This is a genomic window from Shewanella sp. SP1S2-4 (genome assembly GCF_031932075.1).
In the GTDB taxonomy this organism is placed as follows: domain Bacteria; phylum Pseudomonadota; class Gammaproteobacteria; order Enterobacterales; family Shewanellaceae; genus Shewanella; species Shewanella baltica.
In genome coordinates, this window is the sequence record NZ_JAUOET010000009.1 from 99,884 (window position 1) to 125,022 (window position 25,139).

The following is a 25,139-nucleotide window of genomic DNA, read 5'->3' on the forward strand; positions in this document are numbered from 1 at the left end:
GAGAGGAATATGCAAAATCGTGAACAAATCCTCGCCATGCTGACCACTATTTTAGTGGACGAATTCGAAATTGAGGCTGAGGCAATTACGCCTGAAGCCAACCTGTATGAAGAGCTCGATCTCGACAGTATTGATGCCGTCGACTTAGTGATAAAGCTGCAACAAATGACAGGTAAAAAGATCCAACCCGATGAATTTAAATCCGTTCGCACAGTCAACGATGTGGTGAATGCCATCGAAGGTTTAGTTAAAGACTGATGCGCGCCTTGCTACAAGTCTTAACCGCCCTCACATTGCTGGCCTATCCGGTTGCCGTGTATTTCGGGCTGAATTATTTGCCTGCTGGCACCATAGCGCTCGTGCTGTGTTTATTGCTGATTGTGCGGTTAATGCTACAAAAGCAAAAGGTTAAGACGTTAGTATTGCCCCTGTTGGTGGGGATTGCGCTTACGGCAGGCAGTTATCTTGCCAAGCGCAGCGACTGGCTTTTGTATTACCCTGTGGTAATAAATCTGACTATGCTGGCTCTGTTCAGTTATTCACTGCACACTGGCCCATGCATGATCGAGCGTTTAGCCCGCTTGAAAGAACCCGATTTACCGGATGAAGCCATTCCGTATCTTAAAAAAGTCACCCTACTTTGGTGCGGCTTATTTATCTTAAATGGCTCGATGGCGGCTTATACCGCTGGCTTTACTAGCTTAGCAACCTGGACCTTGTATAACGGTTTGATTGCATACGTACTCATGGGACTGCTCCTCGGTGGGGAGTGGTTATATCGCAGCTTTTGGTTGAAGAAAACATGACACAGCTACTCAAAAACTGGTTAACCCAAGGGCCCTTTGCCCAACAACTGATCAGCTTTAATCACCACGACATAGTCACAGGTGCATTATTTACCAATCAGGTGGCGTATTTTTACGAGCAACTGCTCGCCGCGCCCGAGAAAAAATGGCTGCTCGCGAGTGATACCAGCGATCTGTTTGCCGTCGGATTATGTGCTGCGCTGTTAGCGGGCAAAGAAATTATCCTGCCTCCCAACACCCAAACCGGCACCTTGAGCGAGTTAACGCACCAGTTTGATGGCATCTTGTCAGACAAGCCTTTGTGCGAATGCCAAGCTTTTGTGTTGCTGAAAAAGGAACTGAGCCTGCCCAACAAACCTTGGCCCGCGAGCGAGGCTATCGGTGAGTTAGTGCTCTTTACCTCTGGCAGCAGCGGCGAACCTAAGGCGATCCGTAAAACACTTGAACAGTTAGATGTCGAAGTGTCTGTGCTCGAACATACTTTTGCCGAGCATTTGCCCCATTGCAGCGTAGTATCCACGGTTTCCCACCAGCATATTTACGGTCTGTTATTCAAGATTTTGTGGCCGCTCGCCGCCAGTCGACCGTTTTTAAGCGAGCAGATTGAATACCCTGAAACCTTAAGTTATTACACTGCCTTACTGCCAAACCTGTGTTTGATCAGTAGCCCAGCCCAGTTATCGCGCCTGCCTAAAGCGCTAGAGCACGAGCGGCAACTGCGCTCACCGAGCTTAGTATTTAGCTCTGGCGGGCCATTAAGTTTTGCCGCAGCCAAGGGCGTCAACCAGTGCTATGGTCATCTGCCCATCGAAATCTTTGGTAGCACAGAAACGGGCGGCATCGCCTATCGCCGTCAGCATGAGGCCGATGAACCTTGGCAAGTGTTTGACCGCATCTCAATAGATCAAGATCCGACCGACGGCGCCCTGCTGCTGAAATCGCCCTATTTGGCCGACGATGAATGGCTACGCTGCGAAGATAAAATCGAACCAACCGAGAATGGCCAGTTTAGGCTCAAAGGCCGACTCGATCGCATCGTTAAGATTGAAGAGAAGCGCCTGTCGCTCGCGCAAATGGAAACCCTCATGTGCAGCCACGCCTACGTTGAGCAAGCCGCTCTGGTAGTGCTACCACAGTTTAAATCCCAACTGGGTGCGGTTGTAACCCTGTCTGAACTCGGTAAAAACGTACTGCAAGAACAAGGTAAACTCAGTATTAACAATGCCCTAAAAGCACATTTACTGACCCAATTTGAGCGCGTCACGCTGCCACGCCGCTGGCGTTATCCGGATATTTTACCGCTTAACACTCAGGGTAAGCGTGTCACTGCCCAGTTAGTCGAGTTATTTGATCATGATTAAATCGAGTTTACCGCCGATCCTGCATTCCGATATCGGCATTGATAACATTGAATTACGTCTGTTAGTGGCGGCCGACCTTGAATATTTTAACGGCCATTTCCCCGAACAAGCCGTGTTGCCGGGCGTGACGCAATTAGATTGGGCGGTGCGTTTAGGCTGCCAACATTTCGGTTATTCAGAGGCGGTCGCTAACTTAGAAGTGCTTAAGTTTCAGCAACTCATATTGCCGGGCCAAGAAGTCACCTTAAGCATTAGCAATAATGCAGCTAAGGCAAAACTCACCTTCGCCTATAATGATGGTGAAAACCGTTACGCTTCAGGCCGTATCGCCTTTGATAGCACGCCCGTTAACAGCAAATCTGCTGCCAACAATGGCGATGAGGCAAGTACGTGCTAACGCCTCCCAGCGACCTTGTTGAGTCGGCGCCAATCAAACTCGCCTTAGTGATCCCCAATTACAATCACAGCGCCGCGATTGCCCAGACCTTGGCCGATCTCGCCCAATTTAATCTGCACTGTTATTTGATTGATGATGGCAGCAATGACGAAACCCGTTATCTACTGCAATCCTTAGCCCAAACCTATCCTTGGGTGACTTTACTGCTGCATCCGTACAATCGTGGTAAGGGCGCCGCTGTGATGACAGGGCTGCGCCGTGCCTACCGCGATGGCTTTAGTCATGCGCTGCAGGTCGATGCCGATGGTCAACATAATCTCGCCGATATTCCGGCTATGTTAGCAAGGGCACAAGCTAAACCCGATGCGCTGATTTCGGGTAAGCCTGAGTACGATGAATCTGTACCTAAGGGCAGGCTTTATGGCCGCTACTTAACCCATTTTTGGGTATGGGTCGAAACCTTAAGCTTTGATATTCAAGATTCTATGTGTGGCTTTCGCGTTTATCCGCTGGCCGCCACCGAGCGATTACTGTGCCAGCAAGCCTTAACGGAGCGAATGGATTTTGATATCGAAATCCTGGTTAAACTTTACTGGCAAGGGGTAGAGATTCTATTCCAACCGACTAAGGTGATTTATCCCGAAGGCGGCGTCAGTCACTTTCAAGCTGTGGCCGATAATGTGCGCATCACTAAGCTGCACACTAAGTTGTTTTTCGGCATGCTCAAACGCCTGCCTTGGCTATTGAAGCGTAAATCACAGCGTAAATCGCAGCAACAAGCCGCACAAACTCCCCATTGCTCGTCAGCAACATCATCAACTTCAGCTACCCATTGGTCTGGCATGAAGGAGCGCGGCAGTTACTGGGGCATCAAACTGTTAGCCGAGAGCTATCGCTTTGGCGGCCATTGGTTGTGCCGCGCCATTATGTATCCGGTGATTTGCTATTTTTTCCTCACAGGCAAAGTCACCCGTGAAGCCTCATTAGATTTTCTGCGCCGCGTGCAAATACTTGAGCCGCAACATCCTAAGCTCAATCAGCCCGTAGGTTGGCACGATAGCCTGAATCACTTTTTAGCCTTTGGCAATGCCGCACTCGATAGAATCGATGCCTGGTGCGATCGTATCCAATTGAGCCAAGTGGATTTCCCCGACCGCCAAGTGCTGGCCGATCAGCTCGAAAGCGGCAAAGGCGCGGTGTTATTAGTGTCGCACCTTGGTAATTTAGAACTTTGCCGCGCCATTTCAATCCACCAGCGCAAAGTCAAAGTGAACGTCATGGTGCTAACTAGCCATGCGGAAAACTTCAATAAGGTGCTCAAACAGTTAAACCCAGATAGCACGCTCAATCTTATTCAAGTGACCGAGCTGAATCCTGCTACGTCTATGCTGTTGCAGCAAAAGATAGAAGACGGTGAACTGGTGGTGATTGCGGGTGATAGAACCTCATCGAATACCCAAGGCCGCGTCATGTATGCGCCGTTTATGGGCCAAGATGCCGCGTTTCCCCAAGGGCCGTTTATTTTGGCGGGCTTACTCGATTGCCCTGTGTTTTTAATGTTTTGCCTGCGGGAACAAGGTCGTTATCGGGTGCATTTAGAACGCTTCGCCGAAACACTGAAAGGCCCAAGATCGGGCAGAATGGACAGATTACAGCAGGCCGTGAACCGCTACAGCGAACGTTTAGAATACTTTGCCAGACGCGAGCCTTTGCAATGGTTTAACTTCTTCGATTTTTGGCGCAAAGACAGCGAGCTACAACGCACCCCATCGCATTTAGTACAGCCTAATCCGTTACCGACAACTTCAGCATCATCGCCGATCCCAGAGCAGGATCATAAGACAGACAGGACACAGCATTCATGAGCCACACCAAAGCAGCCGACTCCGAGAGTCAATCAGACCTACAGACTGTTGAGTTCGGCCGTCAATATCTCACATTAGAACAAGTGGTTGCCGTCGCCAAAGGCGCGCCAGTCAAGCTCTGTGATGATGCGGATTATCAAGAATATATCCAAAAAGGTGCGCGCTTTATCGATAGCCTGCTGCACGAAGAAGGCGTGGTCTATGGCGTAACCACAGGTTATGGCGACTCTTGCACAGTCAATGTGAGCTTAGATCTGGTCCACGAGTTACCACTGCATTTAACCCGCTTCCACGGCTGCGGTTTAGGCGAGACCTTAAGCATAATGCAGGCCCGCGCTGTGATGGCTTGCCGTTTAAACTCCTTAGCCATTGGCAAATCTGGCGTGACCTATGAGCTATTAAAGCGCATCGAAACCTTGCTGAATCTCAACATAGTGCCAGTGATCCCAGAGGAAGGTTCGGTCGGCGCCAGTGGTGATTTAACGCCTTTGTCGTATTTAGCCGCCGTGTTAGTCGGTGAGCGCGAAGTGATTTACCAAGGTGAGCGCCAAGCGACTCAAGATGTGTACGCTAAGCTCAACATCATCCCACATGTTCTGCGTCCAAAAGAAGGCTTAGCCCTGATGAACGGCACGGCTGTGATGACAGCTTTAGCCTGCTTAGCCTTTGATCGCGCGCAATATCTTGCTCGCTTGAGTAGTCGCATTACCGCTATGGCTTCGTTAACCCTAAAAGGCAACTCGAACCATTTTGATGAAATCTTATTTGCCGCCAAACCGCATCCAGGGCAAAACCAAATCGCCACTTGGATCCGTGAAGATTTGAATCACCACGAACATCCACGTAATTCGGATCGTCTGCAGGACAGATATTCCATCCGCTGCGCACCGCACATTATCGGCGTGTTGCAGGATGCGCTGCCGTTTATGCGTCAGTTTATCGAAACCGAAGTCAACAGCGCCAACGACAACCCGATTGTCGACGGCGAAGGCGAGCATATTCTCCACGGTGGCCATTTCTACGGCGGCCATATCGCCTTTGCGATGGATTCACTGAAAAATACTGTGGCCAACTTAGCCGATCTTATCGACCGCCAAATGGCGCTAGTGATGGACCCTAAGTTTAACAATGGCTTACCTGCTAACTTATCCGGTTCAACCGGCCCGCGCCGCGCGATTAATCATGGTTTTAAAGCGGTGCAAATTGGCGTGTCGGCTTGGACGGCAGAAGCGCTCAAGCACACTATGCCCGCCAGTGTGTTCTCACGCTCGACCGAATGCCACAACCAAGACAAAGTCAGCATGGGCACTATCGCCGCCCGCGACTGTATGCGCGTGCTGCAATTGACCGAACAAGTCGCCGCAGCTGCATTGCTCGCCATGACCCAAGGTATTGGCCTGCGTATCGCCCAAAATGAACTGGACGAAGCCTCGCTCACACCTTCATTGGCGAAAACCCTCGCCCAAGTGCGCGGTGATTTTGAGACCTTAATTGAAGATAGGCCGCTTGAAGCCGTGCTGCGCCAAACCATAGCTAAAATCCAAGCGGGCGAATGGGAAGTGTGCCGATGAAATCATTGCTCACTATCGATATGGAAATGCAAATTCCCTTCCACGATGTGGATTCCATGGGGATCACTTGGCATGGCAATTACCTGCGTTATTTCGAGATTGCTCGCTGCAAACTGCTCGATGAGCTGGGCTATAACTATCGACAGATGCAAGCATCTAACTATGCGTGGCCGATTATCGATTTGCAGATTAAGTACGTCAAAGCCAGCACCTTCGAGCAAAAAATCACAGTGCGCGCCGAGTTAGTCGAGTGGGAAAACCGCTTAAAGATCAATTATCAAATTCGCGATGTCGAAACCGGTGCGCGCATCACTAAGGGTTATACCATTCAAGCGGCGGTCGATATGAGCACCCAAGAATTGTGCTTCGTTACCCCAGATGTGTTCCGTGACAAAATCGCCACCCTGCTCGCTAAGGTGGATGACTAATGAACCCCTTGCTGACGAAGATCCCTGTACCAACAAAGTGTGCATTATTTCTCTGCTTAGCTTTTGCTTTGATAAGCAGCCTGCCACTCAAGGCCGAAGCCTTAAGTGACAAGCTTGCCACGCCCGGCGCTTATCAAGCACTCTTTAGCCAAAGTGCAGATACCACGCAACTTGTCGCCCTGAGCAAAAAACTTAACTTGGGCGAAACGGTGCGAGGCCACTTTGTGCAATCTCGGCAGTTAAAGGTGCTCAAAAAGCCGTTAATCAGCCAAGGTCAGTTTATCTTCGATCAAACCCAAGGGCTGATCTGGCAACAGATAAAACCCTTTGAATCCCTGCTGATTTTAAAAGATAAGCAACTTATTCAGCGCGATAGCCAAGGTCGAGTCCAAGTCAGCAAGGCCGATGCCTCGGCGAGCGCCGCCGCTATGGGCGATTTATTGCCCAGCCTAGTGCGCGCTATGCTCGGCGGGGATATTTCCGGTTTAAGCGAAAACTTCGAACTGCACTTCCTCAACTCAGACAAGTTAAACACAGAAAAGTTAAGCCCTGAGAAGTTAAGCCCAGAGAACTTGAGTCCAAACAGCCAATGGCAATTAGGCCTGACGCCCAAAGATCCCTTAATGAAAAAAGCCATCACCAATATGGTGTTAGAGGGTGGCGATACCTTGCAATCCCTAGTGCTGCTGAGCGCCGCGCCGAATGTGACACCACAGGATATGACCCGCATCGACTTTAGTGCGCTTTCCCAAGGAGCACTCAGCGAAACCGAATTAGCGCAGTATGCGTTAGCGCTCGAGGCGAATAAACCTTAACCATGGCCTCCAACTTCGCCGTGCGCGCCAGTCAAGCGCTAATGCAATCCCCCCCCAAGTGGCGCCTCGCCATTTGGTTGCTATTGATGCTGTCTGCAAGTCTGTGGACGCTGCAACTCTGGCAAAACGGCGCACGGGTGCAGAGCAATATCCTCGCCATGCTGCCGCATTTACAGCAAGACAAACTCACAGAGCGCGCCCTTAACCAAGTAGAAGCGACGCTCGCCGACCAAGTCTATATTGCACTTGTCGCCAAGAACGAAACCACAGCAATCGCTGCGGCAAAACTGTTGATGCAAACGCTTGAAGACGACCTTGTTGCAAGGGGTAAGCAAGGCGCGCTAACGGATATCCGCAGCGCCGATATACAGCTCGGTGAAGCGCTAGGGCAATTCTATTTTCCCCACAGATTTAAATTCCTGACAGAGCCGCAAGCTGAAGCGTTAGCCAGCCAAAATATTGAAAGTCTGATTGAGGCAGCCACGGCGCAGCTTTACAACGCATTTAGTTACGCCAATAGCAACTTGCTCGCCCAAGATCCGCTGCTGTTATTCCCAGCCAATTTACTCGCCCTCGCGCCGAGTTCAAAAGTCAGAGCCAGCCAAGGGATACTGCTCGCGAATCAAGGCGATAATGTTGCCGCTGTCGTCATGGCAAAGGGGCGAGAAAGCGCTTTTAATCCCAATGCGCAATTAGCGCAGATGACGGCATTAACCCAAGGATTGGATGCGGTTAAACAAAGCTATCCCGATATCAATGTGCTTAAGGCTGGCGCTCTGTTTCACGCGATTGCGGCAACACAAACGGCTAAGAGTGAAATCTCGATCCTTGGTCTTGCATCCTTACTTGGAGTAATAGCTTTAGTCTGGCTGGCGTTTCGTTCTGTAATGCCGCTACTGTTGGCGATTGTCACCATTTCCAGCGGACTGTTGCTCGCCGTGACTTTTACCTTAACCGTATTTGGCGAGCTGCATTTACTCACCTTAGTGTTTGGCACTAGCTTGATTGGCATTGCCATCGACTACAGTTTTCATTTTTACTGCGAGCGCTTAAGCGATACAGAGCGGAGCGCAAAGGCCACAGTGGCGCATATATTCCCAACGGTGACACTCGCCTTTATCACTAGCGCTTTGGCTTATGTCGGCATAGGTTTAGCACCGTTTCCCGGCATGCAGCAAGTCGCCATCTTCTGCGCCGCGGGGCTGCTTGGGGCCTATCTCACCCTCATTCTCGCCTACCCGCTGCTCGCGGGCAGTCGCTTGCCTGAAGGCTCCCGCCCATTAGCATTCGCGGGGACTTACCTTGCCTGTCTCATTCAGTTATCGAAACGATTTACCACGCCGTTAGGCATGGGCATGTTTGCTTTGGTGATACTAATCTGGTGTCTTGGCGGCGTAACAAAGTTAACCGTCGATGACGATATTCGTCATTTACAGCAAAGCCCTGCAAGCGTAACTGAGCCAGAAAACCAGCTACGCCAGTTACTCAGTGGCGGCACAGACAATCAATTCTTATTGGTACGCGCACCGAGCGAAGAAGCGTTGCTGCAGCAGCTTGAGCGAGTGTCACCCATGCTCAATGCCGCTATCGCTAACCAAGAGTTAGGCAACTATGTCAGCCTCAGTCGTTATCTGCCTAGCCATCGAAAACAAGACACGGCTTACCACTTACAGGGCGAAATCTATCAAACTCAGATAGATACTGTGCTCACAAGCCTTGGTTTGGATGAAAATCTAAAGCCAGAACTGCAAGCCGCCTATTTGGCCACGAAAACAGCTTACATCACGCCAGCAGCATTCTTTACACTAGGGGCAGGCAAGCAACTCGCGCCGCTGTGGCTCGCGCCGAATGAGGCTAACAGTCCAGTCAGCAATGGCGCGCTAAATGATGGTGGGGTGAGCGCGGAACATGGAGCAGATCAGGGTGCCGATTATGGAGCTGATTATGGTGCAATAGTCCTCCTTGGCGGCATTCAACAAATCGATGCCCTTAAGGCGCGTTTTGCCCATGATGAAAGCGTACAACTTATCGATAAAGTCGCGGATATCTCCGCCGTCATGGGCCACTACCGACTGTTAACCCTAAAGCTGTTAGCCCTTGCTCTTGGCATCGCACTCTTGCTGTTTAGCCTGAATTTCGGCATTAAAAAAGCGGCGGTTGTGGTTGCCATGCCAGCCCTTGCGGCCTTGCTCACGCTCGCAACTTTAGGCTTAACGGGCTCGCCACTGAGTCTGTTCCATGCACTGGCGCTCATTTTAGTTTTCGGGATTGGCATAGACTACAGCTTGTTTTTTGCCTCAGCCCAGAACCACGGCAAGGCAGTGATGATGGCGGTGTTTATGTCCGCCTGCTCGACCCTATTGGCCTTTGGTTTACTCGCCTTTAGCCAGACCCAAGCGATTCACTACTTTGGCTTAACCCTGTCGCTGGGCATAGGGTTTACCTTTTTACTTTCGCCGTTGATTTTGACTACAACACAGGCTTTAACCAACAATCCGCTTCTAACGACTAAAAAGTCCTGATGACTACAAGGAACGTACTTTACATGTCTACACCCGTTCACGATTTATCAACTATGCCAAATTCACTTGATATCGATGTGGCCATTATCGGCGCAGGGCCTTCAGGCGCCATCGCCGCTAGCCTGCTGCACCAGCAAGGCAAGCGCGTGCTGGTGTTAGAGAAACAGCATTTTCCTCGCTTCTCCATCGGCGAAAGTTTACTGCCCTGCTGCATGCAGTTTATTGAAGAAGCGGGCATGTTAGATGCGCTCAATGCTGCCGGATTCCAGCATAAAAATGGCGCAGCCTTTCGTCGCAATGGCACTTATACCACCTTCGATTTTACCGATAAATTTACCCCAGGGCCGGGCACCACGTTTCAAGTGCAGCGCGCCAGTTTCGATAAACTGTTAGCCGATACCGCCCAAAGCCAAGGGGTCGACATCCGCTACGGCGAAACAGTCGAGGCGATAGATTTAACCGAGAACCCACGCTTAACAGTGCGCAATGAACAGGGCGAGCTTTATCAAATCAATGCCCAATATGTGCTCGATGCCAGCGGGTTTGGGCGCGTGTTACCCCGCTTGCTCAACTTAGAAAGTCCGTCTTGCCTGCCTCCGCGCAGCGCCATCTTTACCCATGTGGAAGACAACATCAGCGATGCTAACTTTGATCGTAATAAGATTTTGATCAGCGTCCACCCTGAACATAAGGACATTTGGTACTGGCTTATTCCCTTTAGCAATGGCCGTTGTTCACTCGGCGTGGTGGCTGAGCCGCAATTACTTGAGCGTTTACAAGGTTCCCTTGAGCAACAATTGATGAGCATAGTCAACGAAGAACCAGGGCTAAAAGCCCTGCTGGCCAATGCGAAAGTGGTGCAGGAATGCGCCACGCTCAAAGGTTATTCTGCCAATGTGTCACGCCTTGCGACCGACAAGTTCGCGCTATTGGGTAATGCGGGCGAGTTCCTCGATCCGGTGTTTTCCTCCGGTGTGACTATCGCCATGCAATCGGCGTCTATGGCGGCAAAATGCCTAACGAAACAACTCAATGGCGAAGCGGTTGACTGGCAAGCCGATTACTCAACGCCTTTGATGCAGGGCGTGAATGCCTTCCGCACCTATGTGCAAGCTTGGTATGATGGCCGCTTTCAGGATGTGATCTTCTATGAAGAACCGAACGAGCGTATCAAGCAGATGATTTGTTCTATTCTGGCGGGCTATGCTTGGGATACGAATAATCCCTTTGTTAAAGACTCGGAGCGCCGCCTGAATATGATAGTCGAACTGTGCCGAAATCCAGCCGCCACTCCAGCATTCGCAGAGGTCTAATCGCATGCTGCTAAACCTTAACGCTAAATGGCTAATCATCCCCGCGCTATTGCTCGCAAGCCTTGGGCTAACGGGCTGTAGTGAACTGCTGTTCAGGCAGACCTGTGTCGGACTCGCTAAGGATATGCGTTATTGTTTGGCACCATTGCCCCATGACTTTGCTCCCGCGACCGATAAGCCGTTGACTCAGCCAAGGATAAAGTCCACGACTGAGCCTACAACTAAGCCCGCCATCATGGCGAGTCAGCAAACCGACAGCAACACAGGCGTATCTTCTCCCCAGTCCTTTAGCCAAAAAGTCAGTATTAAAGTGGGGAAAGAGTCCCACGAACTGCTCACTCAATTGGAGTTAGAGGGCGAGCGCATGACGCTCGTGGGTTTAGCGCCACTCGGACAGGCGTTGTTTACCTTGGTTTATGATGGGAATACACTCAGCAGTGAGCAAAGTGTGCTGCTGGGCGACAATTTTAAAGCCGAGTATTTAATGGCGATGATGCAACTGATCTATTGGCCTGAGCAGAGTATTCGCGCCCATTTGGAAGGTGGTCATTTAGTGACTGGTCTTTGCGATACGGTTGAGGGAAATAAGAGCGACACGCTTGTCGATACCCGAATGAATACAATCCCCTGTCGCCAGATCTATAGCCAAGATACCTTGATCAGTAAAAGCGCCCTGCAAACCCATGTGGTGCAAATCCGTTATCAACAAAATGTCGGCGATGCCCTATGGCAAGCCCACATCAGCTTAACTATGCCGCAGGCCAAGTTTGAGCTAGAAATCGAACCTATTTAACCTTTTAACACCCGCACTTCACTGTGCCATGGTAAAAAAACGATACGCTATGATGAACAGAGTCGCCATTACACAAATTGGACTGTGTACCCCGCTAGGGCAAGATCCCCAGCAGGTTTTAGACCGCCTGATCGCAGGCGATACCAGCGCGATGCAGCGCAGTGACACACTCCTGTTCGAGCACCCAACCTTAGTTGCACCCGTGACGGCTGCGCTACCAAGCATTCCTGCAAAGCTCATCCAGTTCGATTGCCGCAATAACCAGTTACTGCTGTGCGCCGCACTGCAAATTGCCGCCACAGTTGAACAAGCGAAACGGGATTTGGGTCATGCCCGCATTGGCGTTGTGTTAGGCACCAGCACCTCTGGCATATCTAAAGGTGAAGCGGCCCTAAGCTATCGCAATCAACACGGCCACTTTCCGGCGGATTACCACTATTTCCAGCAGGAACTCGGCAGCACTAGCGACTTTTTGCGCCAATATTTTGAGCTAGATGGCCCTTGCTACACGATTTCAACCGCCTGCTCCTCCAGCGCCAAAGTCTTTGCCAGTGCCAAACGTTTACTCAGCGCTAACCTCTGCGACATGGTGATTGTTGGCGGTGTCGACAGTTTGTGCCAACTCACAGTTAATGGTTTTAATGCTTTGGAATCTGTGTCCAAAGGCCACTGCAATCCTTTTAGCATCAACCGTGATGGCATCAATATCGGCGAAGGCGCAGCACTTTTCGTGCTAACGGCGGGCGAGTCCGATGTGATGCTCGCGGGTATTGGCGAGTCGAGCGACGCCCATCATATTTCGGCGCCACATCCCGAAGGTGCAGGCGCCATCACCGCCATGCAAGCGGCGTTGCAGGATGCAAACATTGCAGCACAAGACATCAGTTACATTAACTTGCACGGCACAGCCACACCCAAAAATGATGCGATGGAAAGCCGCGCTGTGGTTGAAGTATTTGGCGCCAACACGCCGCCCTGTAGCTCGACCAAACCCTTAGTCGGCCATACCTTAGGTGCAGCTGGCGCGATTGAAGCTGCCTTCTGCTATTTATTGCTTTCGGCACATAATCGCGACCAAGCCCTGCCGCCCCATCAATGGGACGGACAAGTCGATCCACAGGATCCGTCCATAGCCTTAGTCGAACGCCATCGAGTCGCCGCCAAAGGCGCACTTAACTATGTGATGAGTAATTCCTTCGCCTTTGGCGGCAGCAATGCCAGCCTGATTTTTTGCCGTAACGAGGCCTAGTACCATGCAGTTACTTAAAATTAACCAACCCTTTGCCGAACAAGATATTGCCGACTTTATTCCCCATAGGGCACCAATGATTTTGCTCGATAAAGTCATTGGCTATCGCCGTGATAACCTAGAGACCGAAGTCACTATCACAACCCAGAGCCCTTATTTTGATGATAAACATCAAGCCGTACCCAATTATGTCGGCATCGAATATATGGCCCAAAGTATTGCTGCACTGGCCGGAGTAGAAGCTAAGCTACGCAATGATAAAATCCGCGTGGGTTTTCTATTGGGCTCGCGTAAATTAGCGCTCCATGCCAAGCAATATGAACTCGGCCGCACCTATCGCACCCAAGTCAGCCGCCTCTATCAAGAGGAGTCGGGGTTAGCAGTATTTGACTGCCAGATCTATCTGCTGCCCGAGGCCGGAAGCGATCAAGAAAAAATCTTAGTGGCTACAGCCAATGTGAACGTGTTCCAACCTCAGGACACGCAAGCCTACCTTGCTGGCAACCAAGACCTAGCCAATAGAAGTCTTGGGCACTAACTTAGACACAAATATCGAGGCAATGCTGAGACCATGCTGAGACCAAGTAATCACAGCAAACTGAATTAGCCTGTCGATAAAAGCGTTAGATTAAGCGCCGTAGCAAACAGCTTTTTACCATAAATACATGCAGCCCCATACCGACTCCTAAAGATAAAATGGGGTGGAGAAAACAGATGAATAACAGAGTATTAGTCACAGGTTCGAGCCGCGGCATTGGCAAAGCCATCGCCCTAAAACTTGCCGCTGCAGGCTTAGATATCGCACTGCATTACCACAGCAACCAAGCAGCGGCCGATGACACTGCCACGCAAATCCGCGCGCTTGGCGTCAATGTGAGCCTGCTGAAATTTGATGTTGCTGAACGCGCGGCCGTTAAAGCCGCCATCGAAGCCGACATCGAGGCTAATGGCGCCTATTACGGCGTGATCCTCAATGCTGGCATCAACCGCGACACCGCCTTTCCCGCTATGACAGAAAGCGAATGGGACAGCGTGATCCACACTAACTTAGACGGCTTTTATAATGTGATCCACCCCTGCGTGATGCCTATGGTACAAGGCCGCAAAGGCGGGCGTATCATTACCTTAGCCTCTGTTTCTGGGATTGCGGGCAACCGTGGCCAAGTCAATTACAGCGCCTCAAAAGCGGGTATTATCGGTGCGACTAAGGCATTGTCATTAGAGCTGGCAAAACGCAAAATCACCGTCAACTGTATCGCCCCCGGCTTGATAGAAACCGACATGGTGGCCGATATTCCTAAGGACATGGTCGAGCAATTAGTGCCAATGCGCCGTATGGGTAAACCCAATGAAATCGCAGCCTTAGCCGCATTTTTAATGTCTGACGATGCCGCCTATATCACTCGCCAAGTGATATCGGTCAATGGAGGCATGATCTAAATGAGCGAGGCGACAAATCAAACACGCTTGGGTAAACGAGTGGTCATCACAGGTGTTGGTGGTATTACCGCCCTAGGCCATGATTGGCCGACCATTGCGGCGAGCCTTAAGGCGCAGAAAAACTGCGTCGTCACTATGAGTGACTGGGATAGATACGACGGACTCAACACCCGTTTAGCCGCGCCCATTACTGACTTTGAAGTGCCAAGCCATTATTCGCGCAAGAAAATTCGTTCTATGGGTCGGGTTTCTATCATGGCGACCTGCGCCAGTGAACTGGCTTTAATTGATGCGGGGTTGTTGGATGACCCTATCGTGTCCTCAGGTGAAATGGGCATTGCCTATGGTTCATCCACGGGCAGTACCGATCCTATTACCGCCTTTGGCGATATGCTGAAAACGGGCGATATGTCGGGCGTCACCGCAACGAGTTATATCCGCATGATGGCACACACCACAGCGGTGAACGTCGGCGTCTTCTTCGGCTTAAAGGGCCGAATTCACACCACCAGCAGCGCGTGCACTTCGGGTAGCCAAGGCATAGGTTATGCCTATGAAGCTATCAAATACGGTCAGCAAACCTTAATGTTGGCGGGCGGCGGCGAAGAACTCTGCCCCACCGAAGCTGTGGTGTTCGATACCCTGTTTGCCACCAGCACTAAAAACTCGACGCCCGAACTCACGCCGCGCCCCTTTGATGCAGATCGCGATGGCCTCGTCATTGGCGAAGGGGCTTGTACGCTGGTGCTCGAAGAGCTAGAACACGCCAAAGCGCGTGGTGCAAAAATTTATGCTGAGTTAGTCGGTTTTGGCACAAATTCCGACGGTCAGCACGTCACTCAACCGAATGCCCAGACCATGGAGATCGCCATCAGATTGGCGCTTAAAGATGCGCAGCTTGAGCCTAGCGCCATAGGTTATGTGAACGCCCACGGCACAGCAACCGACCGTGGTGACATTGCCGAGAGTCACGCGACTCAAGCGGTGTTTGGCGCAGATACGCCAATTTCATCCCTTAAAAGCTACACAGGCCACACCTTAGGTGCATGCGGTGCGTTAGAAGCTTGGGTGAGTATTGAGATGATGAATGCGGGCTGGTTTGCGCCAACACTCAATCTTGAGAATATCGACCCACAGTGCGCCGATTTGGACTATATCCGTAACGAACTGCGCCCGATCGACACAGATTATGTCATGAGTAATAATTTCGCCTTTGGCGGCATTAATACCTCGCTGATTTTTAAACGCTGGACCAGATAACACCTACAACCCACATAAGGACATAGCAATGAAACCACTGTTTGCAGGGATGCTGCTGAGCATCAGTTTATTAACCGCGCCACTGTTTGCCAAAGAATACACGGTAGAAACCTACCAAGAAGTCTTTAAGGGCGACAACGAATTTAAGCAGAAACAAGCCATCGAATCGTTAAGCCTTGCAGGCTTATCCGATCCTGCAATTTACGATGTGCTCGAAGCTAAACTGCTTGCCTCTTTACCCCAAGCGACTGAAAAAAATGCCATCGACTATAGTGCTTGGTTAGTCAAAGGCTTAGCCTACTCGGGTAACGACAAGTACAGCGAAACCATCAACAGCATTATGAATGGTAACTATCACAAAAAACTCAAAAAATACGCATCTCAAGCCAATGAAAACCTAGCGCAATATAAAAAGTGGAATACAATTCTTGGGGATAAAAGCCAATATGCTGCCGACCAAAGTCAGCAAAATAATGCCTTTGCCAATGCCCTACGCAGCGATGATTTAGAGTTAATGCGACTGGCGGCTAAACGCATTATGGATGATCGTCAGTACGATGACTTTATCCTAGCCGTACTCAGTAACGAATTGAAAACGCCACGCTTAATGGCCGATGACAAACTCGCCATCGATACCTATGCCAACATGGCAAAAGCCCTAGCAAGCTCAGGCAATGCAGATTACCGCGACGTGATTGAGAATATTGCGACCACAAGTTCGAACCGAAAACTGCAAAAATACGCGGCTAGCTACCTGAAGAAATTCTATTAAACCAGCCCGTTTTACGCTTAATCGAACAAATCATGGCCGAGCTTATCCTCGGCCATTTTTATATCCATTTGGATCACTTTTTAAATTACTGTTGGCCTTAGCGTTTGCTGAAATTGCCTATACAGGCTTGCGATGGTAATCACTCACGACAATGTGAAATCTAAGTTGATAAACGAGAGTTACGGAAGGCGAAGAGGCAGTTAAACATAGATATTGTTCAGAGTGAGGCCAGCCATGGTGCTGGCTCGACGATACGGTGAATAGAAATCTAGGGTTTCTAAGCTTATGAACGAGAGCCATGGATGGCGAACTGGCAGTTAAACACGGATGTTGTTCAAGTCCGTCCATGGAGCGGACGGTCGTCTCGCCAATCACCATGGTTTACCTTTCGAGCATCAGCGTAATCTGTTGGTTTATATGGTTACAACCATAGTAACACTATGAAAATTAAATGGTTATATCTGCACACCAACATAATTAACAGTGGGTGGCCAATTAAATTTCTGCCTATTACATTTCTTAAGGAGTAGAGCGAGTTCAACTTCAAAGGAATATTACAGCACCAAACCTTGTATAAGCTCTTTTAGACGCTATTGCTCTGCTAGTTTGAACACAAGCTTGCCATCGTCCTTTATTTCGACTACTTGGACATCCAGTTGTCGGCCTTTAGCATATTGACGCAAGATATCTGTATTGGGTGGCAATCGAGTACGATGGAGCAGCCCACTATGTACGCCAATCTGAAGAAATAGGCCGTATTCTTGTATTCCGTTAATACAAGCTTTATAGACTTGACCAATGGTGATGGCTTCTGCCTTAACCTCAGCCTCTATCTCCGGGCCTGCATATCGCAACTGTAGTCCTTTATCGGAAAATGCCACAATTTCAACACAAATCTGACTGCCAGTAGGGAATTTTTTAGCAAGGCCGAGCAAGTTAGAGTACTGACTTCGATGAAGCAATCCCGGTTGTCCGTCTATCATTACAAAAACCCCGTACTCCTTGTATTCACGAACAAGTCCATCGTATTTCGCTCCGATTTTAAGCTGAAGAGTTTTATTAAGCCCCACTTGAATAGAATCTTTATCAGGGTTGATCTGTTGCACAAAAAAATCACAGGTGTCACTTTTAGTGAGCCTACGGTCATTTCGAGAGATTAAATAGCGAGCAAGCAAGCCGTTTTCTAACTCAATGCTATGGGCGTTTGAACCTTGATGGCGAATTACGCGTCCTTTAATCGGAAGCCCTTCATTAAAGCTTCGGCGTACTTCAGCCCATGCAGGGAGATTTCTACGCGCATATAATACTTGCAACCAGTCTTTAACCTCTGGTGGCAAAGTTTCCGACGTGATTAAGTTAGCCACCAAGTTCTGTGTTTTAAACCAATGCGTATTGTTCGGTTTCATTTTGATTCGCTCAGCCAAAGCCACTGCAAACTTTTTTGATCCAACATGGTGAGGTGCTGCCACAATGAATTTTGCTGCGAGAATAGGCCACTCTGGTTTTTCACTGGCCTGAGTCAGCCAATTTGCTGCAATCTCAAAAAAATTCCTATCTTGATACTGCTGCTCTAGCAACCTCTCACAAACAAAGCCCCATTCTTCGGCGCGATCTTCACGCTCAGTCAGCCATATTACGCCACGCTGAAGCAATTCACTCAGCGGCAAGCTCTCTGGCAGTGCGCCCCGCAGCTCCACTAGATCTTGCCAGACATGCGCCCAGTCGGCGCGGTCTTCACGTCCAGTCAACCATGTTGCGCCACGATGAAGCAATTCGCTCAGTGGCAAGCTCTCTGGCAGGGCATCTCGCTGCTCCAGTAGATCTTGCCAGACATGCGCCCAGTCGGCGCGGTCTTCACGCCCCGTCAGCCATGTTGCCCCACGCTGAAGCAATTCGCTCAGTGGCAAGCTCTCTAGAAGGGCATCTCGCTGCGCTAAAAAGGCTTGCCAGACATGCGACCACTCGGCGCGGTCTTCACGTCCAGTCAACCATGTTGCGCCACGCTGAAGCAATTCGCTCAGTGGCAAGCTCTCTGGCAGGGCACCTCGCTGCGCTAATAAGGCTTGCCAGACATGCGACCACTCGGCGCGGTCTTCACGTCCTGTCAGCCAGGTTGCGCCACGCTGAAGCAATTCGCTCAGCGGCAAGCTCTCTGGCAGGGCATCTCGCTGCGCTAATAAGGCTTTCCAGATATAATTCCACTCCATGCGGTCTTCACGCCCACTCAGCCATGCTGCCCCACGCTGAAGCAACTCGCTCAGCGGCAAGCTCTCTGGCAGTGCGTTCCGCAGCTCCACTAGATCTTGCCAGACATGCGCCCAGTCGGCGCGGTCTTCACGCCCAGTCAGCCATGTTGCGCCACGCTGAAGCAATTCGCTCAGCGGCAAGCTCTCTGGCAGGGCATCTCGCTGCGCCAATAAGGCTTGCCAGATATAATTCCACTCGATGCGGTCTTCACGCCCTGCCAGCCAGGTGTGTGCAAGGTTGACCAATTCAATTGAGGTTAGACTATTAGGTGCAGCCAACCGAAGAAGTTCTTGCATCACATAAGCCCAAACGGGACCATCCTTTTCTGCACGCAAGCGGCGCCGTCCCAAAATCAAAATTGGATCTTGTTCCCAATCAGGCTCGCTATTTTTTGGCAAGAGTTTTTGCCAAACAATATGCCAATCAGGGCGACGCAGGGAACATTGCAACCATTCCAGTCCCATGTTGTGCCAAATCTCAGAGTGATTGGGATCATGTTGCAGACAGTGCTCCCATACAAAAGACCAAGTGGGATGACTTATGAACAAAGGATTAGATAAGTGTGTAACGGCCCAGGAAAATAGTTCTTCATTTTTAGGATAATGCTTTGCAAGATGCTGCCAACAGATTGGCCATACTTTATGAGCATCTTCCAAAGAATTGAGCGCAGTAGACAACACCTTTGTTTCCATTGTGCTTGTAATGTTCGGTGCAGTTGTTGCCCAGCAGGCCCAGCTGGTTGCCATATCAGCCAAACTATCTGCATCAGATGCCACGGGTGGGAGTTCGTGCCAGTGCTTGGCACATTTCAGCGCTAAGTCAGGAAGTTTCACGATGCTTAATCTATCTATCGCCATACCCTGTTCGCGTCCTGAGAACAAGCGCAGTAGTTGGGACACCAAGTTAGCGTTTTGTTCAGTTAAAGCGCGATGGAAGGTATCGACTAGATCGTTTTTGTAGGCTTCATTGTTGGCTGGTTTGCGAAGAGCAAGGTACAAGGCATTTGCCAGATGCGGATGCGTAAGGCGAACGATTTGTCCTTCATCGGCAGTTTCCAGTAAATTAAAATCGCCTTCATGATTGAGTGTGGCAAGCTTTTCACGATCCTCTCTCGCCAGCCAATCGTAGGGCGCACGCAGATACAGCCTGTTTAGCGCCAAGGGTAGCAATAGCGCTTTGTTTAAATCGTTGAGTTGAACCCGCCGAGCAAAGCGTTGCGCAAAGGTTTTGAGATCACCATGTGCAAGTTCTACTGCTAATGAGATAAACAGGCCATTATCTTCTTCTGCCGCCTGAGTAAATGCAGTACCTCTTTGTGCAGGCTTGCAAGTACGTTGTTGATACCAAGCCTCTATTTCTTCAGCCTCTTGAGCCGCAATAGGTGTAATCTGGTAGCAATTCAGATTGAAACCGCGATAAGTCGCATCTTCTTCGAAAGAATCCGCAAACTCTGTTGGGCCACAGGTCAGGATCATTGGCCAGTTTTGATGATCACTCTCGTCAATAAATTCGCCTAAGCGGCTTAAATCAATACGGTTTCGTGCATCACGGTCATATAAGTCGTCTATCGCAATAAAATCAGGGCGGTCTTGCTCATGGGTTTCTTTAATAGCGCGTAAAGCTGGCTCAAGTAACTCAGCATCTCCCTTTAACCACAGCACTCGCCAGCCTTCGCACACAAGTCGTTCAAGGGTTTGCAGCAGTAGCACACTCTTGCCTGCACCAGAACGGCCACTAAGCCAGAATACTTGCACTTCACTCCGGAGTTCTCGCTGGCTGATATCCTTGTATTCAAATAAATTGGCATACAGGGCATTTAGGCGTTGGGTAAGCGCCATGTACTGACGATCTCGAAGTCGAGCAAGTGTGATTTCGCGTCCAACGTCCAAATGTGTGCTTGGATCTTCTTTAAGTTGGAAATCTGCTGGCGTGAGGAGTTGACCCGGTGGCTCTTTCGCTAACTGGTCTTGCTTAAAACGCTCACATATTTCGTCACGAACACGCTGTGCATCCGCGGCTGTTGGCCCCCGACTTAAGGCTCTTTCCAGTGCAAAGCGCAGGAAGCCGAAAGGATCCTTTAAATGCGGCCATGTTGCCGTAATTGCACGCCACCAAGGATCTGGTTCTATACGGGGTGGTAAAAGCTGCCCTCTTGTTAGAAGTTGGCTGATGATGGAGTGGGTTTCGTGCGTTTCTGGAATATGGCTCCATTGAATTTCTGGACAGCCTTGCGAGGCAACAAGATTAAACTTCACCTGATCACGCATGCTGGGGTACTGGTCTTTCAGGAAGCGGTCTATGGCTAGAACCTCGGACGCGGCATCCTTTAGTGTCGCAACTGTTAAAGTGCGCTTCACTTGGATACATACTAAATGGTTATTCGCATCCTGCTTAGCTACATCTGAAAGCGCTTCCAGATATACGCGACCAGCAGCGTCTAAATTTGTACCTTGGTTAGCGAGAGACTCTATAAAGTCGGCCAGATAGAAACGCAATTGGTAGTCAAAGCCTGCCAGAGCGTATATCCCACCAAGTGCTCGCCGTTTTTCCTGTTGCTCATACGCAGAAAGAATGGAGGTTATAGAATTCTTAGTTTCAACCATTAAAAAACACAAGCTCCAATACAAGGCGTAGGCAATAGAAAGAGTAAATCAGGTTATTCATTTTAAATCAACAACATAATGCACTTTTGCTTTATCTACAATCTGTACTGGCTAAAATTGCTTTAACGAGATTCATAATAAAAAGATCGGATATAACTTTTACTCCTTAACAATTGACCAATAACGCCAGAGCCTAAGGAATACACCATCACCTCGGAGTTGCCGCAGGGCGAATAGACAAATTGCGTGAGTTCGGTCATGGATGAACGACTAGCTTTCGCAGGTGCAGGGGCGAATAAAAATCGATGATTTTCGCGTTTATGAGCGAGAGGCAAGGATTGCCGAACTGGGGTGCTTTACATGGATGTAAAGCGCATCCTTCGGAAGCGATAGCAAATTTGTCAATGAGCACAAGGGGCTTTCAACTCCGTTAGGGGCGTCTTGGAGCATCCAAGGGCGAAGGCCAACGGCCGTTTTGAGCGCGAGATAGGGATATCGAGCTGGCAGTTTAACATGGACGTTTTTGATAGGACGAGCAGTCCTCCTTGGTCGGGTGTGGGGTGAAGCACCACGACTTTGATTTTAGCTATAGCTAAAGCAAAGCGTTGGTGGCCTAGCATTTGCTTATCCACCACCGTGTTTTTACCCCCAAAAGACCAAACACTATGATGGATAAGCAACAACAGAGGGAGTTTCAATCTTGAGAAAGACGATGAAAATTATACTAGATGATCTAAAAGGGCCTGAAATTGCAGCACTTTTAACAGAACACCTCGACGATATGCGAGCAACTTCACCACCTGAAAGCGTTCACGCATTAGATCTTGATGGCCTGCGTCAGCCCAATATCCGTTTTTGGACCCTATGGGATGGCAACAATTTAGCGGGCTGTGGTGCACTAAAATGGTTAGATGCTGAGCACGCCGAGATCAAATCCATGCGCACCGCCGCGCCCTATAAACAGCAAGGCATAGCGTCTAAAATATTGCAGCACTTGATTAACGATGCCAAAAGCGCTGGCGTCAAACGTCTGAGTCTAGAGACAGGTTCGATGGACTTCTTCAACCCAGCTCGCCTGCTCTACTGCAAATTTGGTTTTGAAATCTGTGGCCCCTTCGACGGCTACCAACTCGACCCCAATAGCGTGTTTATGACAAAGAAAATCTAAAAAACATGCGCCTTAGTCTTTGAAATTCATCTCTAAGGCGCTTTGCTGCAGTTAGTATTCGCTCGCTTCACCACAGCTGCAGTTCTGTGCCCGTTCCACCAATGGATAATAAACCCAAGCAACAGCCCCCAAAATGCGCTGCCGATACCCAGCACACTAAAACCTGATGCCGTGACCAAGAAAGTGATCACCGCTACTTCGCGATCTTCGGTTTTAGCTAATGCGGCAGTCAGGCTATTGGCGATAGTGCCAAGCAGCGCTAATCCGGCGATGGCCAGTACTAATTCCTTAGGGAAAGCGGAAAACAGGCCGACCACAGTGGCGCCGAGTAACCCAGTGATAAAGTAAAACACCCCGCCCCACACTGCCGCCCAGTAGCGGGTCGCGGGATTCGGGTCTGCTTCTTTACCCATGCAAATAGCGGCTGTAATGGCGGATAAGTTGAAAGCAAAACCGCCAAAGGGCGCGAGGATAACCCCGATGAATCCTGTAGTCGTGATCAAAGGCGAAATAGGCGGCCTGTAGCCATTACCATGTAGCGCAGCAACGCCTGGCATATTTTGCGAGGCCATAGTCACCACAAACAGCGGTAACGCCACGCCAATCACACTCGCCAGCGAAAACTCAGGCATGGTCCACACCGGCATCGCCAGTTGCAACTCTAAGGCATCTAGCTTGAGCAAATCGAATTGAAAGCTCATGCCAATGCCCACCAGCAAGGTCAGCAAGATGATGTAGCGCGGCGCAAAAGGCTTAACGACGACAAACACCAACAGCATGATTAATATGAGGCTCAGCTGGGTTTGCATCGCCTGAAAAAGCCCTAAGCCAAACTGCAACAGGATCCCCGCTAACATGGCTGAAGCCACAGACTGCGGCATGATGCGGATCAGTTTATCCATCCAGCCTGCCACCCCGCAAAGGGTGATTAAAATCGAACTCACCAGAAACGCGCCTATGGCTTGGTTGACGCTCAATCCCGCTAGGCTGGTCACCATCAGCGCCGCGCCCGGTGTCGACCAAGCCGTTAGAATAGGATTCTTGTAGTAAAGCGATAGCCCTATGCTGGTCACGCCCATGCCCACACCTAAAGCCCACAGCCACGAACTAATCTGTGCAGGTGTCGCCCCCACAGCCTCAGCCGCTTGAAAGATAATCACAGCCGAGCTGCTATAACCCACTAATACCGCAATAAAACCCGCTGATATTTTTGACAAACTTCCTGCATCTCGCCACATATCCACTCCCTTTTTCTGCAATTGCTGCCGCCATGACTTTGTTCGCTATCACTTATCAAATGAATAAAACAACCTTCGTGCGCTATAACGTACGAGATGGACAAGATAGCACCTGTGCGTTATAACGTACAAACTAAATTTTCATAAAAATGATGGGGCCATTGTGCAGACGATAAACAGCTATCTCGCCACCACGCTTAAAGCACTTCGCAACCAAAAAGGATGGAGTTTAGATAAAGCCGCCCAAGAGACGGGCGTGAGTAAGGCCATGATAGGACAAATCGAGCGCGGCGAATCTAGCCCAACCATTGCGACGCTGTGGAAAATTGCCAGTGGATTCAATATCTCTCTTTCGACCTTTCTCGAACCCACGCCCCAGAGCCAAGGCGCTGTATTCCGTAAGCCCGACGAATTACGCCAACAACCCGCCACCGACGGCATGCTAGTCGCCTCACTGTTTCCCTTTGAAGATCGCTTTGGTTTTGAGATGTTTGAACTCACCCTGCTGCCAAACTATGGGCGGCTTTCTGAACCCCATGAAGCTGGCGTCACTGAACATGTCATTGTATTAAGCGGCACGATGGAAGTGTTAGTCGATGGACAGTGGCAAACGCTCAAGCAAGGTGAAGCGGTACGATTTGCGGCCGACAAACCCCATGGCTATCGAAATCTCAACGAGCAAGCCGTGGTCTTCCACGATTTAATTCACTATCAACGAAGCAATGAATCTAGCTTGTAGCAGCTTATCTAACGCCAATAATGCAGAGTTTGAGTTCCTGCACAGCCAAAGACCAAACCATTGCTACCGATAATCTGCAACGCTTGCACTCACCAATTCATTAGAATAAACTTATTGAAAATTTTCTAATAGTAGGAGCAATGCTATGTTTCAATCTTTACTGGCTAAGTTATCCGGCAGCCACTCGGGCGAAAAGAGTTGGCAATTGATTGAGCAAGGCGCACGGGTGATTGATGTGCGTTCACCAGAGGAATTTGCCTCCGGTCATTTGCCCCAAGCCATTAATGTGCCATTGCCAACGCTCGACCAATGGTTGCATCAAGTCGACAATAAACAACATCCCTTAGTGCTCTACTGTGGCGCGGGTATTCGAGCGCAAAAAGGCTGCGATATCCTCAAGGCCAATGGTTTTAGTTGCGTGATAAATGGCGGTTCGCTTAAAGATTTAGTCTGCTGCCAACCTAGCTAAAATGCACATACAAAAATGCCAGCCTATTAAGGCTGGCATTATTTATTCAGCTAAATCAAATGACTCAGCTAATCAATGGGACA

The 25,139-nt window shown here is 49.8% G+C and carries 21 protein-coding genes; 19 read left to right on the plus strand and 2 right to left on the minus strand.

What is annotated here, in order from left to right:
• Positions 1–9: 9 nt before the first annotated feature.
• The 16 genes from Q4Q52_RS10875 to Q4Q52_RS10950 all read left to right on the plus strand — a co-directional run bounded on the left by Q4Q52_RS10875 (position 10) and on the right by Q4Q52_RS10950 (position 16,592).
• Positions 10–258, plus strand: coding sequence for an acyl carrier protein (locus Q4Q52_RS10875; protein ID WP_011982196.1), 249 nt, complete (start codon positions 10–12; stop codon positions 256–258).
• Positions 258–806, plus strand: a complete 549-nt coding sequence (locus Q4Q52_RS10880; RefSeq protein WP_115335698.1) for a hypothetical protein — start codon at positions 258–260, stop codon at positions 804–806. The genes Q4Q52_RS10875 and Q4Q52_RS10880 overlap by 1 nt, the downstream gene beginning before the upstream one ends.
• Positions 803–2,167 carry an AMP-binding protein gene (locus Q4Q52_RS10885; RefSeq protein WP_107949591.1) on the plus strand — a complete coding sequence of 455 codons (1,365 nt, stop codon included), beginning with the start codon at positions 803–805 and terminating at the stop codon, positions 2,165–2,167. The genes Q4Q52_RS10880 and Q4Q52_RS10885 overlap by 4 nt, the downstream gene beginning before the upstream one ends.
• Positions 2,160–2,564: a thioester dehydrase gene (locus Q4Q52_RS10890; RefSeq protein WP_311990613.1), complete on the plus strand. Its 405-nt coding sequence runs from the start codon at positions 2,160–2,162 to the stop codon at positions 2,562–2,564. The genes Q4Q52_RS10885 and Q4Q52_RS10890 overlap by 8 nt, the downstream gene beginning before the upstream one ends.
• The gene (locus Q4Q52_RS10895) at positions 2,558–4,429 is read left to right on the plus strand and encodes a glycosyltransferase (protein WP_311990614.1); all 1,872 of its coding nucleotides are present in this window, start codon (positions 2,558–2,560) and stop codon (positions 4,427–4,429) included. The genes Q4Q52_RS10890 and Q4Q52_RS10895 overlap by 7 nt, the downstream gene beginning before the upstream one ends.
• Positions 4,426–6,000 carry an aromatic amino acid ammonia-lyase gene (locus Q4Q52_RS10900; RefSeq protein WP_311988281.1) on the plus strand — a complete coding sequence of 525 codons (1,575 nt, stop codon included), beginning with the start codon at positions 4,426–4,428 and terminating at the stop codon, positions 5,998–6,000. Before Q4Q52_RS10895 ends, Q4Q52_RS10900 begins: the two co-directional genes overlap by 4 nt.
• Complete coding sequence (locus Q4Q52_RS10905; protein WP_311988282.1) at positions 5,997–6,428, plus strand: acyl-CoA thioesterase; 432 nt, start codon at positions 5,997–5,999, stop codon at positions 6,426–6,428. Before Q4Q52_RS10900 ends, Q4Q52_RS10905 begins: the two co-directional genes overlap by 4 nt.
• Positions 6,428–7,243 carry an outer membrane lipoprotein carrier protein LolA gene (locus Q4Q52_RS10910; protein ID WP_311988283.1) on the plus strand — a complete coding sequence of 272 codons (816 nt, stop codon included), beginning with the start codon at positions 6,428–6,430 and terminating at the stop codon, positions 7,241–7,243. The genes Q4Q52_RS10905 and Q4Q52_RS10910 overlap by 1 nt, the downstream gene beginning before the upstream one ends.
• Before the next feature lie 2 nt (positions 7,244–7,245).
• The gene (locus Q4Q52_RS10915) at positions 7,246–9,765 is read left to right on the plus strand and encodes an MMPL family transporter (protein WP_311990615.1); all 2,520 of its coding nucleotides are present in this window, start codon (positions 7,246–7,248) and stop codon (positions 9,763–9,765) included.
• Positions 9,766–9,788: 23 nt separating this feature from the next.
• Complete coding sequence (locus Q4Q52_RS10920) at positions 9,789–11,078, plus strand: NAD(P)/FAD-dependent oxidoreductase (RefSeq protein ID WP_311890463.1); 1,290 nt, start codon at positions 9,789–9,791, stop codon at positions 11,076–11,078.
• Between the two features lie 4 nt (positions 11,079–11,082).
• Entirely contained in the window at positions 11,083–11,871 is a 789-nt protein-coding gene (locus Q4Q52_RS10925; protein WP_311988286.1) for a DUF3261 domain-containing protein, read from the plus strand.
• 49 nt (positions 11,872–11,920) lie between these two features.
• Positions 11,921–13,120, plus strand: coding sequence for a beta-ketoacyl-[acyl-carrier-protein] synthase family protein (locus tag Q4Q52_RS10930; RefSeq protein ID WP_261271697.1), 1,200 nt, complete (start codon positions 11,921–11,923; stop codon positions 13,118–13,120).
• A gap of 4 nt (positions 13,121–13,124) precedes the next feature.
• Positions 13,125–13,658, plus strand: a complete 534-nt coding sequence (locus tag Q4Q52_RS10935; RefSeq protein WP_012196546.1) for a hotdog family protein — start codon at positions 13,125–13,127, stop codon at positions 13,656–13,658.
• A 176-nt stretch (positions 13,659–13,834) separates the two neighbouring features.
• The gene (locus Q4Q52_RS10940; protein WP_311990616.1) at positions 13,835–14,560 is read left to right on the plus strand and encodes a 3-ketoacyl-ACP reductase FabG2; all 726 of its coding nucleotides are present in this window, start codon (positions 13,835–13,837) and stop codon (positions 14,558–14,560) included.
• Positions 14,561–15,820, plus strand: a complete 1,260-nt coding sequence (locus Q4Q52_RS10945; RefSeq protein ID WP_311990617.1) for a beta-ketoacyl-ACP synthase — start codon at positions 14,561–14,563, stop codon at positions 15,818–15,820.
• Between the two features lie 28 nt (positions 15,821–15,848).
• Complete coding sequence (locus tag Q4Q52_RS10950) at positions 15,849–16,592, plus strand: hypothetical protein (RefSeq protein WP_006086602.1); 744 nt, start codon at positions 15,849–15,851, stop codon at positions 16,590–16,592.
• Positions 16,593–17,182: 590 nt separating this feature from the next.
• Here Q4Q52_RS10950 and Q4Q52_RS10955 read toward each other — a convergent pair.
• A complete protein-coding gene (locus tag Q4Q52_RS10955) occupies positions 17,183–21,442 on the minus strand; it encodes a S1 RNA-binding domain-containing protein (RefSeq protein ID WP_311990618.1) in 4,260 nt (1,419 codons plus the stop codon).
• 712 nt (positions 21,443–22,154) lie between these two features.
• On the opposite strand from Q4Q52_RS10955, the gene Q4Q52_RS10960 reads away from it, so the two are divergent.
• Entirely contained in the window at positions 22,155–22,610 is a 456-nt protein-coding gene (locus Q4Q52_RS10960; protein ID WP_311990619.1) for a GNAT family N-acetyltransferase, read from the plus strand.
• A gap of 32 nt (positions 22,611–22,642) precedes the next feature.
• Here Q4Q52_RS10960 and Q4Q52_RS10965 read toward each other — a convergent pair whose 3' ends face one another.
• Positions 22,643–23,848, minus strand: a complete 1,206-nt coding sequence (locus Q4Q52_RS10965; RefSeq protein ID WP_311990620.1) for a benzoate/H(+) symporter BenE family transporter — start codon at positions 23,846–23,848, stop codon at positions 22,643–22,645.
• 163 nt (positions 23,849–24,011) lie between these two features.
• Between Q4Q52_RS10965 and Q4Q52_RS10970 the strand changes: the two genes are divergently transcribed.
• Both Q4Q52_RS10970 and Q4Q52_RS10975 read left to right on the plus strand, forming a co-directional pair.
• Positions 24,012–24,587, plus strand: a complete 576-nt coding sequence (locus Q4Q52_RS10970; RefSeq protein ID WP_311990621.1) for an XRE family transcriptional regulator — start codon at positions 24,012–24,014, stop codon at positions 24,585–24,587.
• A gap of 145 nt (positions 24,588–24,732) precedes the next feature.
• A complete protein-coding gene (locus Q4Q52_RS10975; RefSeq protein ID WP_311990622.1) occupies positions 24,733–25,056 on the plus strand; it encodes a rhodanese-like domain-containing protein in 324 nt (107 codons plus the stop codon).
• Positions 25,057–25,139 lie beyond the last annotated feature (83 nt).

Bases quoted from the DNA above. Each gene is read 5' to 3' on its own strand.
- Q4Q52_RS10875 (WP_011982196.1), top strand. From the start codon at position 10: ATGCAAAATCGTGAACAAATCCTCGCCATGCTGACCACTATTTTAGTG.
- Q4Q52_RS10880 (WP_115335698.1), top strand. From the start codon at position 258: ATGCGCGCCTTGCTACAAGTCTTAACCGCCCTCACATTGCTGGCCTAT.
- Q4Q52_RS10885 (WP_107949591.1), top strand. From the start codon at position 803: ATGACACAGCTACTCAAAAACTGGTTAACCCAAGGGCCCTTTGCCCAA.
- Q4Q52_RS10890 (WP_311990613.1), top strand. From the start codon at position 2,160: ATGATTAAATCGAGTTTACCGCCGATCCTGCATTCCGATATCGGCATT.
- Q4Q52_RS10900 (WP_311988281.1), top strand. From the start codon at position 4,426: ATGAGCCACACCAAAGCAGCCGACTCCGAGAGTCAATCAGACCTACAG.
- Q4Q52_RS10905 (WP_311988282.1), top strand. From the start codon at position 5,997: ATGAAATCATTGCTCACTATCGATATGGAAATGCAAATTCCCTTCCAC.
- Q4Q52_RS10910 (WP_311988283.1), top strand. From the start codon at position 6,428: ATGAACCCCTTGCTGACGAAGATCCCTGTACCAACAAAGTGTGCATTA.
- Q4Q52_RS10915 (WP_311990615.1), top strand. From the start codon at position 7,246: ATGGCCTCCAACTTCGCCGTGCGCGCCAGTCAAGCGCTAATGCAATCC.
- Q4Q52_RS10920 (WP_311890463.1), top strand. From the start codon at position 9,789: ATGTCTACACCCGTTCACGATTTATCAACTATGCCAAATTCACTTGAT.
- Q4Q52_RS10925 (WP_311988286.1), top strand. From the start codon at position 11,083: ATGCTGCTAAACCTTAACGCTAAATGGCTAATCATCCCCGCGCTATTG.
- Q4Q52_RS10930 (WP_261271697.1), top strand. From the start codon at position 11,921: ATGATGAACAGAGTCGCCATTACACAAATTGGACTGTGTACCCCGCTA.
- Q4Q52_RS10935 (WP_012196546.1), top strand. From the start codon at position 13,125: ATGCAGTTACTTAAAATTAACCAACCCTTTGCCGAACAAGATATTGCC.
- Q4Q52_RS10940 (WP_311990616.1), top strand. From the start codon at position 13,835: ATGAATAACAGAGTATTAGTCACAGGTTCGAGCCGCGGCATTGGCAAA.
- Q4Q52_RS10945 (WP_311990617.1), top strand. From the start codon at position 14,561: ATGAGCGAGGCGACAAATCAAACACGCTTGGGTAAACGAGTGGTCATC.
- Q4Q52_RS10950 (WP_006086602.1), top strand. From the start codon at position 15,849: ATGAAACCACTGTTTGCAGGGATGCTGCTGAGCATCAGTTTATTAACC.
- Q4Q52_RS10955 (WP_311990618.1), bottom strand. From the start codon at position 21,442: ATGGTTGAAACTAAGAATTCTATAACCTCCATTCTTTCTGCGTATGAG.
- Q4Q52_RS10960 (WP_311990619.1), top strand. From the start codon at position 22,155: ATGAAAATTATACTAGATGATCTAAAAGGGCCTGAAATTGCAGCACTT.
- Q4Q52_RS10965 (WP_311990620.1), bottom strand. From the start codon at position 23,848: ATGTGGCGAGATGCAGGAAGTTTGTCAAAAATATCAGCGGGTTTTATT.
- Q4Q52_RS10975 (WP_311990622.1), top strand. From the start codon at position 24,733: ATGTTTCAATCTTTACTGGCTAAGTTATCCGGCAGCCACTCGGGCGAA.